The following is a 15,949-nucleotide window of genomic DNA, read 5'->3' as shown; positions in this document are numbered from 1 at the left end:
GGCGGGCCCCTTTGCATGCCTGGCCTGGCCGGCGGGCCGGTCAGCGCCGCCGCAGGAAATGCACCCCTCGGCCATCGGCCTCGTGCTGAGCGACCAGGGTATTGCCGGTCTGGCGGGCGAAGGCCTGGAAGTCCCGGATCGCGTTGCGGTCCGTGGTGACGACGCGCAGCACTTCGCCGCTGGCCATCTGCGCCAGGGCCTTCTTGGCGCGCAGGATGGGCAAGGGGCAGGTCAGGCCGCTGGCATCGATCTCCTGTTCGAAGGACGGCGCTTGCGCGCCGGCGTCGGGGCCGTTCATCACAGGCGCTCGTCCACCCACTTCTGCACGCTGGCGATCGCCGCGGGCAAGGCGCTGACGTCGGTGCCGCCGCCCATGGCCATGTCCGGGCGTCCGCCGCCCTTGCCGCCGACCTGGGCCGCCACGAAGCCGACCAAGTCGCCCGCCTTGATGCGGTCGGTCAGGTCGGCGGTGACGCCGCCCACCACGCTGATCTTGCCATCGGCGGAGCCCGTGGCCAGCAGCACGACCGCCGGCTTCAGGCGGTCTTTCAGGTTGTCGACCATGCCGCGCAGGGCCTTGGGATCCACGTCGCCGATGCCGGCGGCCAGGACCTTGATGCCCTTGACGTCGACCGCGGCGCTCGAGGCCAGGTCGTTGCCCGCGCTGGCGGCAAGCTTGCTGCGCGATTGCTCGAGGTCTTTCTCGAGCGCCTTGACCTGTTCCTGCACCTGCGCGATGCGCGCGGGCAGGTCCGCCGGCGTCGAACGCAGCATGCCCGCCACCTGCGTCAGCAAGGCGTTCTGGTTCTGCACCCAGGCCAGGGCGTTGTCGCCGGTGATGGCCTCGATGCGGCGCACGCCCGCTGCCACGCCGCCTTCGGAAACGATCTTGAACAGGCCGATGTCGCCGGTGCGGCTGACGTGGGTGCCGCCGCAAAGCTCGCGCGAGAAGCCGATGTCCAGCACGCGGACCGTATCGCCGTACTTTTCGCCGAACAGCGCCATGGCGCCGCCCTTGACGGCGTCGTCATAGGCCATGACCTGCGCCACGGTAGGCTGGTTGGCGAGGACTTCGGCATTGACGATGGCCTCGACGCGGGCGATCTGCTCGGCCGTCAGCGGCGCGTCCTGGGCGAAGTCGAAACGGGTCTTGTCGGGATCCACCAGCGAGCCGCGCTGCTGCACGTGGGCGCCCAGCACCTGGCGCAAGGCCTTGTGCATCAGGTGGGTGGCGGAGTGGTTGCGCACCGTGCGGGCGCGGCGCACCGCATCCACTCGGGCCAGCAGCGTGTCGCCCACGGACAGGGTGCCCGACTCCAGCAGGCCGTGGTGGCCGAAGACGCCCGCCTGGATCTTGAGGGTGTCGGCGACGGCGAACCGCAGGCCGTCGGCCTCCAGCAAACCGGTATCGCCGACCTGGCCGCCCGATTCCGCGTAGAACGGCGTGGCGTCCAGCACCACGACCGCGTTCTGGCCGGCCTGGACCTGCTGGACCTGCGTGCCGTCGACGTACAGGGCCGTGACCTTGACGTTGTCGAGTTCGAGCTTTTCGTAGCCTTCGAAACGCGTATCCGCGCCTTCGTAGTTCAGGCCTTCGGCCATCTTGAACTTGCCCGCGGCGCGCGCCTGGTCGCGCTGGCGTTCCATGGCGACCTCGAAGCCGGCCATGTCGACGTCCACTTCGCGTTCGCGGCAGATGTCGGCGGTCAGGTCCACCGGGAAGCCGTAGGTGTCGTACAGCGTGAACAGCGTGGTGCCGTCCAGTTGGCCGCCCTTGGGCACGTTGGCCAGCGCGGAATCCAGGATGCGCATGCCGTGTTCCAGCGTTTCGCCGAAGCGCTCTTCTTCCTGCTTCAGCACCTGGGCGACGCGGTCGGCCGTGGCGGCCAGTTCCGGGTAGGCCTCGCCCATTTCGGCGACCAGGTCCGGCACCAGGCGGTAGAAGAACGGCTTGGTCTGGCCCAGCTTGTAGCCATGGCGCAGGGCGCGGCGGACGATGCGGCGCAGCACATAGCCGCGGCCTTCGTTGCTGGGGATCACGCCGTCGACGATCAGGAACGAGCAGGCGCGGATGTGGTCGGCGATGACCTTGAGCGAGTTGTCTTCCAGGTCCTTGATGCCGGTTTCGCGCGCGGCGGCGGCGATCAGGTGCTGGAACAGATCGATTTCGTAGTTGGAATGCACGCCTTGCAGCACGGCGGCGATGCGTTCCAGGCCCATGCCGGTATCGACACAGGGACGCGGCAGGCGCGGCATGTTGCCGGCGGCATCGCGCTCGAACTGCATGAACACCAGGTTCCAGATCTCGATGTAGCGGTCGCCGTCTTCCTCGGGCGATCCCGGGGGGCCGCCCCAGATCTCGGGGCCGTGGTCGAAGAAGATCTCCGAGCAGGGACCGCAGGGGCCGGTGTCGGCCATCTGCCAGAAGTTGTCCGACGCGTAGCGCGCGCCCTTGTTGTCGCCGATGCGGATGATGCGTTCGGCCGGCACCCCGACTTCCTTGGCCCAGATGTCGTAGGCCTCGTCGTCTTCCTGGTACACGGTGACCCAGAGCTTCTCGGCCGGCAACTTGTAGACCTGCGTCAGCAGTTCCCAGGCGTACTGGATGGCGTCGCGCTTGAAGTAGTCGCCAAAGCTGAAATTGCCCAGCATTTCGAAGAACGTATGGTGGCGGGCGGTGTAGCCCACGTTCTCCAGGTCGTTGTGCTTGCCGCCGGCGCGCACGCTGCGCTGCGACGAGGTGGCACGCGTGTAGGACCGCGATTCCTTGCCCGTGAAGACGTCCTTGAACTGGACCATGCCCGAATTGGTGAAGAGCAAAGTCGGGTCGTTGCCGGGGACGAGCGACGACGAAGGAACGATGGTGTGTCCCTTGGACTTGAAGAATTGCAGGAACTGCTGGCGAATCTCGGAGGATTTCATCGTGGATGAAGCAGGATTTAGGCGAATTTTTGATTATAGAGGGTTGGCGGGCATACGCGGCAACGGGCGCGCGCGGGGCTCAGCGCACGCAGACGTAGCCGGTGGTCCAGCCCTCGGTGTCGGTCCATTTGCCGCCCGCGGAGACGATCACCGCGCTGTAGCCCGCGGGGCACGAGCAGGCGCCCGTGCGGGGATTGGCGGTGGACACGCCCGAGTAATGGTAGCAACCCAAGGGGTAATTGTGGCTGTACGCCCCGCCGAAGCTCCCGCTGGCCTGCGTCCAGGCATTGGCTTGGCACGTCAGCAGTTCCCCCCGGGCCGAGGTGGCCATCGTTCCGTTGGCGACGCCGCAGTACCGTCCTTCCGTGGCGCGCGCGCCGACCGAAAGGTAGGTGCCGACGGCAACCGAGGAGGCGACGCTCAGCGCCCCCTGGAGCTGGGGATCGCGCGTATCGCGGATTTTCACGAAGCGGTCCAGGTCCGGTTCGCCGGCCCCCGCTCCCGCCCACAGCGCCACGGTGCCCGGCACATGGGCCGGGCCGCCCGCCAGGGGATTGGCAAAGTTGAACGCCGCCCCCCGCAGCCGCCCCGGCGCGCCGGGCCACACCGCGCCGCCGTAGCCGCCCGCGGCCTCGATGATGGCCGCCATGCCGATCAGGTCGGGAGATTGCGTCCCTGTTTTCAGAACCGGCTGGGCGCCGTGGACGAGCCCATCCAGCCGGCATTGCTCGCCGGGGCAGGCCGGCCCCCTGACGATCCGCAGCCTTGCGGCGAAACCCAAGGCGGAGCGGTCGGGAAAATCGGCGGGCAGGAATCCCGCGGCGCGCAGTTCGTCCATGGCGGGCGCCAGGGAATCCGCGAACAGCGGCTTTCCTTGAGCGTTGCGCGGCGCCTCCCCTTTGGCCAGGGCGGTGAAATGCGCGGACAGCACGCCGGCCATGGCCAGGCGTATCTGGGTGAGCCATACCCCCGAGGAACGCGCCGCCGCGTCCTCGATCCGCTGTACCTGCTGGTTCGAAGCCCAGATGGCGGCCATGGCGGTCAAGGCCAGGGCCAGCGCCAGGCCGAGCGCCGAGAATCCGCGCTGGCGGCGCGGATGCGCGCCCCGGCTCATTTGGCGGTGAACACAAAGGTGTTGACGTCGCCCTGGCTGCACTGGGCCTGGGCCAGGGCGGCCCGGTAAGGCACGCTGGGCGCGGCCAGCGCGTCCTTCACGACGCGGACGCCGCCATCGCCGCCGATGGAGATGGTTTCGGACATCCGCTGCAGCACGGAGGCAAGCGCCGGGCAGGCCGCATGGCTGACGTTGGTCAGCGTGATGGAAAACGCGGAACCCAGGCCCGCGCTGCCGAACGCGGCGGCCGCCACCTCGACGACGCCGTTGCCGCCCACGCCATTGCCGCCCAGGCCGTGCACGATGCGCGCCCCGGGGCCCGTGCCCTGCACGGACAGGACGCTGGAATCCCGCAAGGCGTTGGCCATGGCGCCGGTGTCCAGGCCCGCATAGGGCGTGACGCCGCCGCCCAGCCCGTTGATCTTGGTGCTGGCGATGAAGCGCTGCAATTCCTCGCCGACCTTGGGCACCTTGTTTTCGATGACGTAGGCGCCGATGGCCGGAATGCCGACGATCGCGATCAGCAGGATGATGGCGGTGACGATGGACACCTCTATCAGCGAAAAGCCCCGCTGCCGGATGGCGCCGGCCAGGAATTCCTGGAAATGTCGCATGCTTGTCTCCTTGGTGAAATGAAGCGCCGGCGAGCCGCCGGCTCCGGCCGCCCTATCGGCCGGCATAGAAATTGGTGAGCGCCTGGCGCAGTTCGTCGATCACGCCGTAGTGCCAGAGCGCGATCCCCAGCACGGCCGCCACGGACGAGATCAGCAGCGACCAGCGCAGCACCGATGCCTGCCGCCGCACGCGCGCAAGCAGGCGCAGTTCGATGCGCTGGCGCGCGCGCGCCAGCCCGGCCTCCATGCCCAGGGCGTCCATCATGTCGGCCATGTACCACCAGGTGTCCGCTTCCAGCAGGCCGGTGCCGAATACCTCCGGGCCAGCCAGGCCGGCGTCGATCCGCGCCAGCATGTCCAGCAGGTGCGCGTGCAGCCAAGGCGGCGCGCCGCGCGCCTGCACCGCCAGGGCGCGGCGCAGGCGGGTGTCGGCGGAGCCGTGCTGCCTGACCAGCACGGCCAGCAGGGAAAGAAAACGGATGGCGTGGAAATCGCGGTAAAGCCGCCAGAGCAGCCAGCGGTCGAGCCGCGCTCTGAGGGGCCCCGTAAAGTGCGGAAGCGACCACAGGCCCAGCCCGGCCAGGCCGAAGACCAGCACCAGCCACAGGGGCAGCCATGTCCGCAGGCCCTGCGCAAGCGCGAACAGCGCGCGGGTAAGCCGGGCGTAGTCCTCCGCCGGCACGGCCTGGAACACGTGCTGCAGCCGAGGAACGCTGAAAAAGGGAATGGCGCACAGCAGGGCGAAGGCGACCGCCGCGGCCGCCACCCCCGCCGCCGCGGCGGACACGAGCGCCAGCCACGCGTCCGTCGCCAGCCGGACGGCGCGCGCCAGATCGCGCAGCGCGGCCGGCAGGTCGCCGCCTTCTTCCTGCACGCAGCCAAGCAACAGGCATTCACCGGCGGGCAGCGTGTCCGACCAGGCGGCGCTAAGGTCTCCGCCCGCTTCCTGGTACGCGGCCGCCCAGTGCTGCGACAGGCGTCCACGCACCGTGTCCTGGCCGTGCCGGCGCGCGTCGTCTTCGAAGATGTCGCGCAGGCTTTTGCGCCCTTGCGTTCCCTCGACCAGATCCGCCAGATACTCGTAGTAGTCCGCGCGGCGGGACCGGAAGCGCAATGCGTCCAGGCGCAGCAAGAGCGCGCGGCCGGCGGGCCGGCGCCAGGCGGACGCCTGCATGAGCGGCTCAGCCATGAGCGCCCCTGCCGGAGTCCGGCACGGCCGCCGCCAGGTCGAAGCGGCGCAGCAGGGAACGCGGGTCGATTTCGCCCAGGCTGGCCCGGTACAGGGCGCTGTCCAGCGCCTGCGCGCCGCGCGTGGCCTCGTTGCGCCAGGCGGCCGGGCCCGCCGCCTGGGCCTGCCGCTTGAGGCCGAGGTTATCGCGGGCGCGCACGCGTTCGAGGAACCCGTCCACGCGTTCGGGCTCGACCATCTCGGCCGCGACGCAGCGGCCGGCCGTCCCGTTCAGTTCCGGCAGGTGGGGCCGCCTGCAATCGGGGCATCCGGCCGCGTTCCGGACCCGCAGCGCGCCGGCATCCAGTTGGAACTTCCCGGCCATCCGCTCGATCCACGCCCGCCAGTCCATGGCCGCCGCGTCCCCGGAGGACGCGGCGGACGCCGCCCACAGGCTGTCGGCCGGCAGCGCGCAGCGGGAGCACAGGCGCGGCAGCAAGGTCTGGTAGACGAGCAGCTTGAGGATGCCGGGCGAGGCCAGGAAATCCCGCGACACCCCGATCGAATCCGAAGCCAGGCGTTCGGGAATCATCACGGCGCAGGCCGCGTGGGTGGTCGTGTACAGGCTGACGCCGGAACCGGCCAGGTCCATGAACGCGCGGCCGGTGTCGGCATCGCGGATTTCGCCGATGAGCAGATCGTTCATCGCCGACCGCTTGATGGTCTTGAGCTTGGCGTCGACCGCCGGCCAGGCCGCCGCCAGGGCCCCGCCCAGGGTGTTCTGCAAGGCGTTGCCGATGAGGTATTCGACCGGGTCCTCCAGGGTAATGACCTTGCGGGTGGGCGCGATTCCGCGCATCAGCGCGGCGATGGTGGTGGATTTGCCCGAACCCACCACGCCGGCCAGCACGATGGCGCCGCCCTCGCGTTCGCGGGCGCGCGCCAGGGTTTCCACCTGAGCCGGCAGATAGCCCAGCGAGAGCAGGTCGCCGTCGGCGGTTGCATCCAGCCGCAGGATGCGCAGGCACACCGACGGCCCCGCGTCGGCGGCAAGCGAGGCCCACCGCAGCACGATCGGAATGCCGTCGACGTCCAGGCCGATGCGCCCCTGCTGTTCCAGCGCCGGATCGAACACCGCGCCGTTGCCGCCCCTGACGTCCATCCAGGCCACGGCCAGGACTTCCAGCAGGGTCGCGTTGGACAGGCCCGCGTAGCGGCCGGTGCCGACGTATTCGCCGCCGATGGTGTAGCGGATTTCGCAGGCTTCGCGCCGCCGGTCGACGTTGATGTGCACGTCGCTCGCGCCCTGCGCCACGCCCCAGCGCACGATGTCCAGGAAGAGCGAAGCAAGGGCCGAGGCGCGCTCTTCCCGTTGCGCCCCGCCCCGCGCGGCCAGGCCCGGAGCCGCCAGTTGGCCCCGGGCGACCATCAACAGCAGCGGCGCGGGCAACTGGTAGCGCGGCACGCGCGCCAGCCGGTATCCCTGCGCCGCGACCATGCGTTCGACTTCGTCGATCTGGTCGCCCAGGGTGTAGTCCTTCACCGCGAAGACCGCGACCTCGCCATTTTCCAGCAGCACCGGACACAGCCGGCCCGCCAGGGCGGCCAGGTCGAATTCGCGGCCCAGGGCGCGCACGAACGCCGGCGCCAGGCGGGCGATGTCTTCCGGCGTCCGCAGTTCGGGCGGACGCGATGCCGCGACGGCGGGCAGCAAGGCGGGCGCCGTCATGGGTAGGCCCTGCCGAGGTCCAGGCAAGCGGTGTGTTCGCGGTCGTCTCGGCGCAGCCGCACGCAGGCGTCTTCGATGGCGAGCAACTGGTAGGCGCCGGCCACGGCCGAGCCCGCGACGGGCGCGCCGCGGCCGGCCTGGTAGCGCAGCACGACGCCGTTGACGTTGAGATCGACGCGCAGGCTTCGGGCGACGCCGAATATGGCCAGCACGCGGATGTCGTCGAACGGCCGGGCCGGAAGAACCGCCGGCCCCGCCGGAGGCGCTGGAGACGCCGCCGCGCCGCCGGCCGGGCAGATTCCGGGAACGCGGCAATCCGCCAGGGCGGCCGCGGCGTCCGCGCGCAGCAGCGTGCGCACGGTTTCCGCTTCCGGCCAGGCTTGCGGTTCCTCCGTGGCCGGCGCCGCAAGCTGGGCGCGGACGTACTGGGCCGGCGCGGCCGACAGCGCGAGGCAGCAGGCGAGGCGCCCCGCGATTCCGAGGCGCGCGGCCGCCCTATTCCTGTTCATAGAGTTCCCCCTGCAATTCTGCGATGAGTGTGCTTGCCGCCAGGCCGGGCCTGGGCTGCGGCTGGATTTCCAGCGATAGGCGGGACCACCGCGCAGTCGAAATGGCGTCCGGCAGCAACGCGAACGAACGCAACGGCCCGCGCAGGGTGAGCGCCCGGCGGCGAATACTTGGCGGTTGGTCCGGGATCGCGACGGCGCCTCCGTGGGCGGCGGGCGCGGGGACGGGCAGCGGCAGGGCCGCCGCCAGGACGACGGCGGAAAACGCCGGCTGCAGGCGCTGCAAGGCGGCGGCCAGCTCGGTATCGACCTGGATGCCCGTGGGCAGGGACAGGTCGGCCAGCCATGCCTGCCCCGAAGCCATCCCCCACGACAGCGTGGCCGCCTCCAGCGGCTGGAACGACAGTTCCCAACCGGCGGGCCGCAGCGCATACAGCGCCTGGTTCGTGGCGTAGGGATAGGCCCGGACGTAGGCCGCCGAACACGTCCAGCGCTGCGCCCCCGCCAGGCAATGCGCGCGGCGCAGCGCCCAGCCCCGGACCTGTATGGGCAGCCTGCCCAGGCTGGCCAGCAGGCGGGGCACTTCGGACGGCGCGTGGGCCGCGGTGGTTTGCAGCAAGGTGAGATAGGGGTCCGGCGGGGACTGGCCGTTTCCGGGGCCGCCGGGCGCGGGCGCTTCGCGTCCGGGCCGCGGCGCTCCCAGCGCGTTCCAGAGGGCGGGCGCGAAGGCCGCCAGCCCCACGCATGCCAGGAACAGCCGCAGGGCGAGCGGCAATTCGGCCCAGCGGGTCGGCAGCGCGCTCAGCCGGGTGGCGGGATCCACCGCCTGCTGCAGCGCTTCCCAGACCTCGCCTGCCTCCCGCAAGGGCAAGGCGGGCCGCTGGGCCAGCAACAGCGCTTGTTCGCGCAGGGCCTCGTCCCGGGACGCGAACACCCTGTCGGTCTGCGACAGCACCGTGCCGCGCTGGGCCGCCACCAGCCAATGCCCGCCATCGGGCAGGCGGACCAGGCTGTGTCCGCCTTCGGGATACAGCAAGGCGAAAAGCTGCGCCGCGGCCTGGATGGGGACCGCGCCGCGCGCCCTCGCGCGTCCGGCGCGCCATCCGCCCCGCCGCAGCGGCCGCACGCGGCCATAGCCCGCCATCGTGGCCGGCGCGCCACCGACGACGTAGTGGCTGGCCCGCAAGCGCCGCCCGCGCGAACGGGCCAGCGCGGGCGCGTTCGAGCCGATCAGCGCGAACCAGCGCAGGCCGAACGCCAGCATCCGCCCGGCGCCCGGACAATCGAGCAGCAGCGTGTGGGGAACCCGGTCCATGCCTAGTAGCCCTCCTCGACCTGGGCCGTCACCAGCACCAGCGTGGTCGTGCGTGCCGAGGCGGCGCTGTCCTGGCCGCCCGCGATCAGGGGCGCCGCGGGCGCGAGCCGCCGGCGTTCGTGCTGATCCTGGCTGCGGTCGAACCCGGAAACGATGATGGGCTGCCCGGGACGCAGTTCTATCTGCTGTACCGTGCCGTTGCCGTCGATGGTGATCTGCTGGACCTGGACCTGGTTGCCGCGTTCGCCGAAGGTGATGGTTTTCAATGGTTGCGCGACCGCGTTGTCGTAGGCGAGCGACAGCAATATCTGGCCGTCTTCCTGGATGTCGGGCAGCAGCGTCAGGAACGAGCCGACCGTTTCTTCCTTCTGGCTGATGGACACCGCGGGCAGCGTGCCGTTGGCGCCGCCCGCGGTGGTGCCGGGGACGGCGGTGCTCTGCACCCGGTCGATGTAGGAAAACGTGGTTCTTACGGCGTGCGTGACGGGCCGGCGGTTCAAGGTCAATACGGGAACCTTGCTGTGGCGCACGACCGCCCCCATTGCGCTGAGCGCGGAAACGATGGCCTGCGAACCCTGGAACGGCCCCCTGCCCACCGCGGTTTCCAGCACTCCGTCGCCGGCGGCGCCGGCGCCCGGCAGCGCCAGCCGGGCCGTCGCCCCGGCCGCGGCGTAGACGGCGTTCCAGTCGATGCCGCCCGAGGCCGAGTCGTTGGCGATGACGGTGATTTCCTCGAAGACCAGCCGCACTCGGCGCGTCAGCGCCTTGTTCTCGCGTTCGAGGTAGCGGGCGACGCGTTCGAGCGCTTCGGGCGTGTCCGTGACGACGAGGGAGGTGGCGCCGTCGACCGCATCGGCCAGGACGCCGGAGCGGGTCAGGAACGGCATGAGGCTGGCGCGCAGGATGGCCAGCGCGTTGTGTTGGCCCGCGGACAGCGACGTGTTGGACGCGCTTTCGAAGCCCTCGCCTTCCTTGCTGCCCGAACGGCCCAGCCGGATGTCGACCTTGCTGGCAAGCGACAGCGCGCGAAGATCGAATACGCGGCTTTCGGTGCGGTAGAACTCCAGCGCATTGCGCTCATAGCGCCAGTGCACGGAGTAGCGGGCCGCCAGGGCATCGAGCAGGTCGGCCAGCGGTTGCCCGCCAGCGCGGATCTCGAGGCTGGCCGGCGCCGGGACGGCCAGCGCGCCGCTGACGGCAAGGCGCGGCAGGAACAGGTCCAGCGGCAGCAAGGCGTCCGGCTGTACCCGCACGGGGATGCCGGTCGCGGCGGTCAGGCGCTGCGCCACCGCGGGCAGGTCGGCATCGTCGGCCAGCATCAGCGTGGTCCGCAAGTTTTCCCGCAAGGCGGGAGGCAGCAGCACGTCCCGCGCCAGGGGCTGGGGTTTGCCGGCCAGCCACGGCGTGGCGACCTCTTGCGCGGCCAGGCGCGCCGCGCGGTCCGACAGGCCGTCGGCGAACGCCTGATGCCGCGCCGCCACCCCGGCCTGCCGGTCGCTGGCGGCGCGGCGCATATCGGCGACCTGCTGGGATACCGAGCAGCCGCCCAGCACCCCGGACGCCACGGCGCACAAGAGCAGTCGGCGCGTCATGCGGCGGCCCCTCCCGGCGCGGCCGTGCGCGTGCAGGACTGCGCCAGCGGCACGACGCGCAGCACCTTGTTGCCGTAGAAGCAGGGCTGCAAGGGTTTCTCGGCAAGTTCGGTGGCGCCCAGCAGATCGCGCACGGCCGACTTGAAGTCGCCGGAGAATTCCGCCGTGGCGGACAGGGGGATGTCCACGTCCACCGCCCAGTGCTGCGGCTGGAACGTCCATCCCGCCATGCCCGCCCAACGCGCCAGGACGGCCCGCAACGTGGCGTCCGGCGGGGCGGCGCGGTAAAGCGCGGCCGCGGCGCCCGGATTATCCGGCATCGGCAGCGCGGTGGTGGCCGGCGCGGCGGCGGCCTGGTTCGCGTCCGCCGGCCCCGCGATGGAGGCCAGGGGACCGCCGGCCGCCAAGGCGCCGACGGGCGCCTGCGCGCCGGGCGGCGGCCCGATGCGTTGCGCGACGGCTGGCGGTTCGGACGGCACGCGTTCGTGCCCGCTGGCGGCCAGCGCCTGCATGCGCTGGGCCCGCGCCGTCAGCCGCCCTCCCCGGAACGAGAGGCTGTTCCACCCGCCCGTCAGCACCACATAGGGATCGCGCCGGAAATACGGCAAGGCGCGTTCGCCATCGCCGCCGATGCCGAAGATTGCCGGCAGGGCCTGGCCTGGCGCGAATTGCAGCCAGGTTTCCTTGCCGTCGTCGAACACCTGCATGGGCGCCACGGCGGGATCGCCGGACAGTTGCCAATCGAAACGGAAGCCTTGCGCGGCCGGCTCGGCCGCCTGCCAGGACGATCCGGCAGGGTCCTTGCCGGACCATGAGCAAGCCCCCAGGCAGGACAGGCCTGCCGCCATGAAGAAGAGTCGAACCATGCCTCACCGCGAGCGAAAGGCGCACCGGAAAGCGACGCGCATGACCGCATGGTGGAGGAGCGCCCTTTGCCCCGCCAGACTGGCATGTACGCATGGATGGTTTGGTCCCGCCGCGCGGACCCGCTGCCCGGAAAGGGGCCGCGATTTATCGCGGGGCCCGGCCCGGGACGAAAAAAAACCCGGCCCGAGGACCAGGTTTCTCCAGGGCGCCGGCGGTGCTTGCGCCGCCGGGCCGCCTTGGGCCGTCAGCGCTGCGCGGCGATGCTGCGCGCTTGCGAGGCGGCGTTGTTCAGCGCCGCGACCGGCGGCACCTTGCCGTCGAAGGCGTCGTTGAGCTGCTGGTTGAGCACGGGCTCGATGCGCTCGTAGTTGGCCATGCGGAAGCCGCGGCTATTGGTGTTCGGCTGCGCGCGCATGGAGGTGATCAGCGCCTGGACGCCCGGGATGCGGTCGTAGAACGACACGTCCGAAGCGCGGAAGGCCGCTTCCGTCAGCGGGAGATAGCCGGTGCGCTGGTGCCATTCCGCCGCGATGACGGGCTTGGACAGCCAGGCCAGGAATTGGGCGGTGGCTTTCTCCTCCGCCTGGGGATGGCCTTCAAGCGCCCACAGCGCCGAACCGCTCACGAACGGCTTGCCGCCGTCCTTGGTGACCTGGTCGTAGTAAGGCAGCGGCGCCACGCCGAAGGACAGCGATTTCGTGTTGATGAACTGGCCGAAGGCGCCGGTGTTGGAGGTCAGCACCGCGCATTCGCCCTTGGCGAACAGCTTGTCGCTGGCGCTGTCGCCGGAATGGGCCATGAACAGCAGCGAACGCTTCCAGCTCACCATCAGCGAGATGTGGCGCATGTAGAGCGTATCGAACTGCATGGCCGCAGCGGTCGACTTCTTGGTGACCGCGTCGAGCCCGTTGTTGTTGCTGGTGAACGCCTGGTTGTTGATCGGCGCCAGGTTCTCCAGGTGGACAGTGACCTGGTCGCTGGATGCGTACGGGCAGTCGATGTCGGCCACGTCGCGCAGCTTCAGCAGTTCGCCTTGCAGGGCGGTCCAGGTGCGGGCGGGCTTGTTGGGATCCAGCCCGGCCTTCTTGTAGGCGGCGGTGTTGTAGAACATCACCGGCACTTCGGCCATCCAGGGGAAGGCCAGCAGGCGGCCCTTGCTGTCGCGCGTGAAGCTGCTGGTGGCCGGCACGAACCAGTTCAGGTCCTTGATCGGATACTTGGCCAGCAGTTCGTACAGCGGCAGCACCGCCTTGTGCTGGGCCACGACTTCGGGCGAATGGTTGTCGGTCAGTTGCAGCAGGTTCGGGCCCTTCTTGGCCTTGACCGCGGAAACGGCTTCCTGTTCCAGCGCGGAGGGCGAGGCGAAGCCGCGCAGCGTGACGCGGACCTGGTCCTGCTCCTTGTTGTATTGCTTGGCGAGCTTTTCGAACTCAGCCTTGTTTGCGTCGGTCAGCGTGTGCCAGACCTGTATTTCGACCGCGGCGGCGTTCGCCGCTCCGGCCATCGCCATGGCGGCGCCGAATACCCATGCGCGCCGGTTGGCGAACATCGCGCGGGCAATGCCCGCCAATTGCAGATTCTTCATAGGTTCACAGACCAAGAAAAGGAAATTCCGGTTCTGGCCGCCGTCCGCTGAGCAGATCGGCCAATGCCCGGCCCGAGCCAACGCCCATCGTCCAGCCGAGCGTACCGTGCCCTGTATTGACGTACAGGTTGGGGATACGGCTGCGGCCGATGATGGGCACGTTCGAAGGAGTGGACGGGCGCAGGCCCGACCAATAGCTGACGCGCTCGAAATCGAGCGCGTCGGGAAAAAGTTCGCGCGCCAGGCGGGTCATGGCCTCGCAGCGCCCGGTGTTCAGGCTGCGGGAATATCCCGACAGTTCCGCGGTGCCGGCCATGCGCAGGCGGTCGCCCAGGCGGGAGAACACGACTTTGTGGCTGCTGTCCGTCAGGCTGACCGTGGGCGCCGCGCCCGGCTTGAGCACCGGGAACGTCGCGGAATAGCCCTTGGCCGGATAGACGTTGCAGGGAATGCCCAGCGGGCGCAGCAGGCCGGGGCTGAAACTGCCCATGGCAACCACGTAGGCGTCGGCCGACAGGGTGCCGTAGCGGCCGTCGGGCCCGATGAGTTCGACGCCCTGCACCGTGCCGCCGGTGGTCAGCAAGCGCGTGGCGCGGGTGCTGTAGCGGAATTCGACGCCGGCGCGGACGCAATGCTCGGCCAGGGCCACCGTGAACAGGTGCACGTCGCCGCTCTCGTCCTCGGGCGTGTAGTCGCCCCCGACGATCGTCTGGCGGTGCGGAGCCAGGGCCGGTTCGATGGCGATGACCTCGTCGGTGGACACCACGCGCCGCTCTACGCCGAAGTCGCGCATGAGGCCGGCGGCGCGCTGGGAGTTCTCGAATTCGTGCTGGTCGCGGTAGAAATTCAGGATGCCGCGTTCCAGGTGGTCGTACTGGATGCCCAGGTCCGCGCGCATGCCGCGCAGGGTCGCGCGGCTGTATTCCGCCATGCGGACCATGGCGCGGATGTTGGGAGCCAGGCGGCCGGGCAGGCATTCGCGCAGGAACGCCAGCCCCCACATCCATTGCCGCCAGTCCAACTGCGGACGGAACAGCAGCGGCGCGTTGTCCTGGAACATCCATTTGAGCAGCTTGAAGGGAGCCTGCGGATTGGCCCAGGGCTCGGCATACGACACCGAAATCTGGGCGCCGTTGGCCAGGCTGGTTTCCTGCGCGGGACCGGTGCAGCGATCGATGACAACGACGTCGTGGCCGGCCTGGCTCAGCCACCAGGCGCTTGAGATTCCGATGATGCCGCCACCCAATACCGCTACTTTCATGCCCGCATTGCTCCTTGCGTGCCATCCCGGCTCGCGGACCCGATGCCCGCGCCCCATGGCAAGCTGCTGCCACGGCAGTTTACCCCGGCGATTTGCCCGCGCCTACGGAATAAAAAGGGGCGGAAGTCACAAACCTTTCCAGGCCCGTTCATTCCGCCCCTTCCGTTCATGGCCGGTGGCTCAGGACGCGGCTTTCGCCAGGTCGGCCTCGGACGTGAAGGCGTCCGCGTAGAACTCTTCCGGGGGCAGTCCGTTCTGGGCGCTGAACTCGCGCCTGGCCGCGTCCACCATCAGCGGCGTGCCGCAGGCGTAGACCTGATGGCCCGACAGGTCCTCGATGTCCTGCATGACGGCTTCGTGGACGAAGCCCGTGCGCCCGGTCCATCCGTCTTCCTGCAAGGCGTTGGACACCACCGGCACGTAGCGGAAATCGGGCAGTTGGGCCGACCACGATTGCGCCAGCTCGTGCATGTAGAGGTCGCGCGGACGGCGTCCGCCCCAGTACAGCGCGACGGGGCGCTTGATGTTCTCGTGGATCATGTGCTCGACGATCGCCTTGACCGGCGCGAAGCCGGTGCCGCTGGCCAGCAGCACGACGGGCTTGTCGCTGTCTTCGCGCAGGAAGAAGGAGCCGAACGGCCCTTCCAGGCGCAGGATCTCGCGCTCTTTCATCTGCGTGTCGCCCGCGCCGAACACATGGTCGGTGAAGACGCCGCCAGGCATGTGGCGGATGTGCAGTTCGAGCGGGCTGCCGGTGTGCGGGGCGCCCGCCATGGAATAGCTGCGCCGGCGGCCGTCCTTCAGGATGACTTCGATGTACTGGCCGGCGTAGTAGCGGAACTGCTCGGAGGCCGGCAGTTGCAGCTTGATCACCGTCACGTCCGGCGCCACGCGCTCGAGCGTCTGCACGCGCGAAGGCAGCTTGCGGATCTGGATGTCGCTGGCCAGCCGGACCTCGGTGGACTCCACCACCATGTCGGAGGCGGGCCGGGCCTGGCAGAACAGGGTGTAGCCGTCGGCCAGTTCCTCGGGCGAAAGGATCTGCGCCGGATACTGCCCGGCATCGAACTCCCCGGAAACCACGCGCCCCTTGCAGGTGGAGCACGCGCCGTTGCGACAGCTATAGGGCAGGACGATGCCCGCGGCCAGGGCGGCGTCGAGCACGGTCTGGCCGGGCTCGACCGGGAATTGATGCTGGCTGGGTTGGATGATGACCTGGAAGCTCATGATGAAACGGTTCAGGGTTGACGCGGCGCCGGCCGGCAAGGCAGGCGCC

13 protein-coding genes are annotated in these 15,949 nt (G+C 69.9%); all 13 read right to left on the bottom strand.

The features are described 5' to 3' along the window. Nucleotides 1-40: 40 nt before the first annotated feature. On the bottom strand, nt 41-298 hold the full coding sequence (locus tag WHX56_RS15030; protein ID WP_129240577.1) for a sulfurtransferase TusA family protein: 258 nt from the start codon (nt 296-298) through the stop codon (nt 41-43). Then, nucleotides 298-2,922, bottom strand: a complete 2,625-nt coding sequence (alaS, locus tag WHX56_RS15025) for an alanine--tRNA ligase (protein ID WP_338881694.1) — start codon at nt 2,920-2,922, stop codon at nt 298-300. Before alaS ends, WHX56_RS15030 begins: the two co-directional genes overlap by 1 nt. Before the next feature lie 79 nt (nt 2,923-3,001). Beyond that, nucleotides 3,002-4,036: a prepilin gene (locus WHX56_RS15020; RefSeq protein ID WP_338881693.1), complete on the bottom strand. Its 1,035-nt coding sequence runs from the start codon at nt 4,034-4,036 to the stop codon at nt 3,002-3,004. Further along, nucleotides 4,033-4,650 carry a type 4 pilus major pilin gene (locus WHX56_RS15015; RefSeq protein WP_338881692.1) on the bottom strand — a complete coding sequence of 206 codons (618 nt, stop codon included), beginning with the start codon at nt 4,648-4,650 and terminating at the stop codon, nt 4,033-4,035. The genes WHX56_RS15020 and WHX56_RS15015 overlap by 4 nt, the downstream gene beginning before the upstream one ends. 52 nt (nt 4,651-4,702) lie before the next feature. Further along, the gene (locus WHX56_RS15010; protein WP_338881691.1) at nt 4,703-5,839 is read right to left on the bottom strand and encodes a hypothetical protein; all 1,137 of its coding nucleotides are present in this window, start codon (nt 5,837-5,839) and stop codon (nt 4,703-4,705) included. Beyond that, a complete protein-coding gene (locus tag WHX56_RS15005) occupies nt 5,832-7,547 on the bottom strand; it encodes an ATPase, T2SS/T4P/T4SS family (protein ID WP_338881690.1) in 1,716 nt (571 codons plus the stop codon). The genes WHX56_RS15010 and WHX56_RS15005 overlap by 8 nt, the downstream gene beginning before the upstream one ends. Next, nucleotides 7,544-8,056 carry a hypothetical protein gene (locus WHX56_RS15000; RefSeq protein WP_338881689.1) on the bottom strand — a complete coding sequence of 171 codons (513 nt, stop codon included), beginning with the start codon at nt 8,054-8,056 and terminating at the stop codon, nt 7,544-7,546. The genes WHX56_RS15005 and WHX56_RS15000 overlap by 4 nt, the downstream gene beginning before the upstream one ends. After that, nucleotides 8,043-9,368: a hypothetical protein gene (locus WHX56_RS14995; protein WP_338881688.1), complete on the bottom strand. Its 1,326-nt coding sequence runs from the start codon at nt 9,366-9,368 to the stop codon at nt 8,043-8,045. The genes WHX56_RS15000 and WHX56_RS14995 overlap by 14 nt, the downstream gene beginning before the upstream one ends. A gap of 2 nt (nt 9,369-9,370) precedes the next feature. After that, a complete protein-coding gene (locus tag WHX56_RS14990; RefSeq protein ID WP_338881687.1) occupies nt 9,371-10,960 on the bottom strand; it encodes a hypothetical protein in 1,590 nt (529 codons plus the stop codon). Continuing rightward, a complete protein-coding gene (locus WHX56_RS14985; protein ID WP_338881686.1) occupies nt 10,957-11,826 on the bottom strand; it encodes a TcpQ domain-containing protein in 870 nt (289 codons plus the stop codon). The genes WHX56_RS14990 and WHX56_RS14985 overlap by 4 nt, the downstream gene beginning before the upstream one ends. 245 nt (nt 11,827-12,071) lie before the next feature. Beyond that, nucleotides 12,072-13,412, bottom strand: a complete 1,341-nt coding sequence (locus tag WHX56_RS14980) for an extracellular solute-binding protein (protein WP_129240583.1) — start codon at nt 13,410-13,412, stop codon at nt 12,072-12,074. Nucleotides 13,413-13,416: 4 nt separating this feature from the next. Further along, nucleotides 13,417-14,673, bottom strand: coding sequence for a D-amino acid dehydrogenase (locus tag WHX56_RS14975; protein WP_129240584.1), 1,257 nt, complete (start codon nt 14,671-14,673; stop codon nt 13,417-13,419). A gap of 180 nt (nt 14,674-14,853) precedes the next feature. Then, complete coding sequence (locus WHX56_RS14970) at nt 14,854-15,900, bottom strand: CDP-6-deoxy-delta-3,4-glucoseen reductase (RefSeq protein WP_338881683.1); 1,047 nt, start codon at nt 15,898-15,900, stop codon at nt 14,854-14,856. Between the last annotated feature and the right edge of the window lie 49 nt (nt 15,901-15,949).

Origin of the sequence: Achromobacter veterisilvae, assembly GCF_037619525.1 — a bacterium.
In the GTDB taxonomy this organism is placed as follows: domain Bacteria; phylum Pseudomonadota; class Gammaproteobacteria; order Burkholderiales; family Burkholderiaceae_B; genus Achromobacter; species Achromobacter veterisilvae.
Note: the sequence above shows the minus strand (reverse complement) of the source record. Positions and strands in the feature narration are given on the sequence as shown.

Excerpts from the sequence above, each read along its gene's own strand:
- WHX56_RS15010 (WP_338881691.1), bottom strand. The coding sequence starts at position 5,839 with ATGGCTGAGCCGCTCATGCAGGCGTCCGCCTGGCGCCGGCCCGCCGGC.
- WHX56_RS14975 (WP_129240584.1), bottom strand. The coding sequence starts at position 14,673 with ATGAAAGTAGCGGTATTGGGTGGCGGCATCATCGGAATCTCAAGCGCC.
- WHX56_RS15030 (WP_129240577.1), bottom strand. The coding sequence starts at position 298 with ATGAACGGCCCCGACGCCGGCGCGCAAGCGCCGTCCTTCGAACAGGAG.
- alaS (WP_338881694.1), bottom strand. The coding sequence starts at position 2,922 with ATGAAATCCTCCGAGATTCGCCAGCAGTTCCTGCAATTCTTCAAGTCC.
- WHX56_RS15015 (WP_338881692.1), bottom strand. The coding sequence starts at position 4,650 with ATGCGACATTTCCAGGAATTCCTGGCCGGCGCCATCCGGCAGCGGGGC.
- WHX56_RS15000 (WP_338881689.1), bottom strand. The coding sequence starts at position 8,056 with ATGAACAGGAATAGGGCGGCCGCGCGCCTCGGAATCGCGGGGCGCCTC.
- WHX56_RS14990 (WP_338881687.1), bottom strand. The coding sequence starts at position 10,960 with ATGACGCGCCGACTGCTCTTGTGCGCCGTGGCGTCCGGGGTGCTGGGC.
- WHX56_RS15020 (WP_338881693.1), bottom strand. The coding sequence starts at position 4,036 with ATGAGCCGGGGCGCGCATCCGCGCCGCCAGCGCGGATTCTCGGCGCTC.
- WHX56_RS14995 (WP_338881688.1), bottom strand. The coding sequence starts at position 9,368 with ATGGACCGGGTTCCCCACACGCTGCTGCTCGATTGTCCGGGCGCCGGG.
- WHX56_RS14985 (WP_338881686.1), bottom strand. The coding sequence starts at position 11,826 with ATGGTTCGACTCTTCTTCATGGCGGCAGGCCTGTCCTGCCTGGGGGCT.
- WHX56_RS15005 (WP_338881690.1), bottom strand. The coding sequence starts at position 7,547 with ATGACGGCGCCCGCCTTGCTGCCCGCCGTCGCGGCATCGCGTCCGCCC.
- WHX56_RS14970 (WP_338881683.1), bottom strand. The coding sequence starts at position 15,900 with ATGAGCTTCCAGGTCATCATCCAACCCAGCCAGCATCAATTCCCGGTC.
- WHX56_RS14980 (WP_129240583.1), bottom strand. The coding sequence starts at position 13,412 with ATGAAGAATCTGCAATTGGCGGGCATTGCCCGCGCGATGTTCGCCAAC.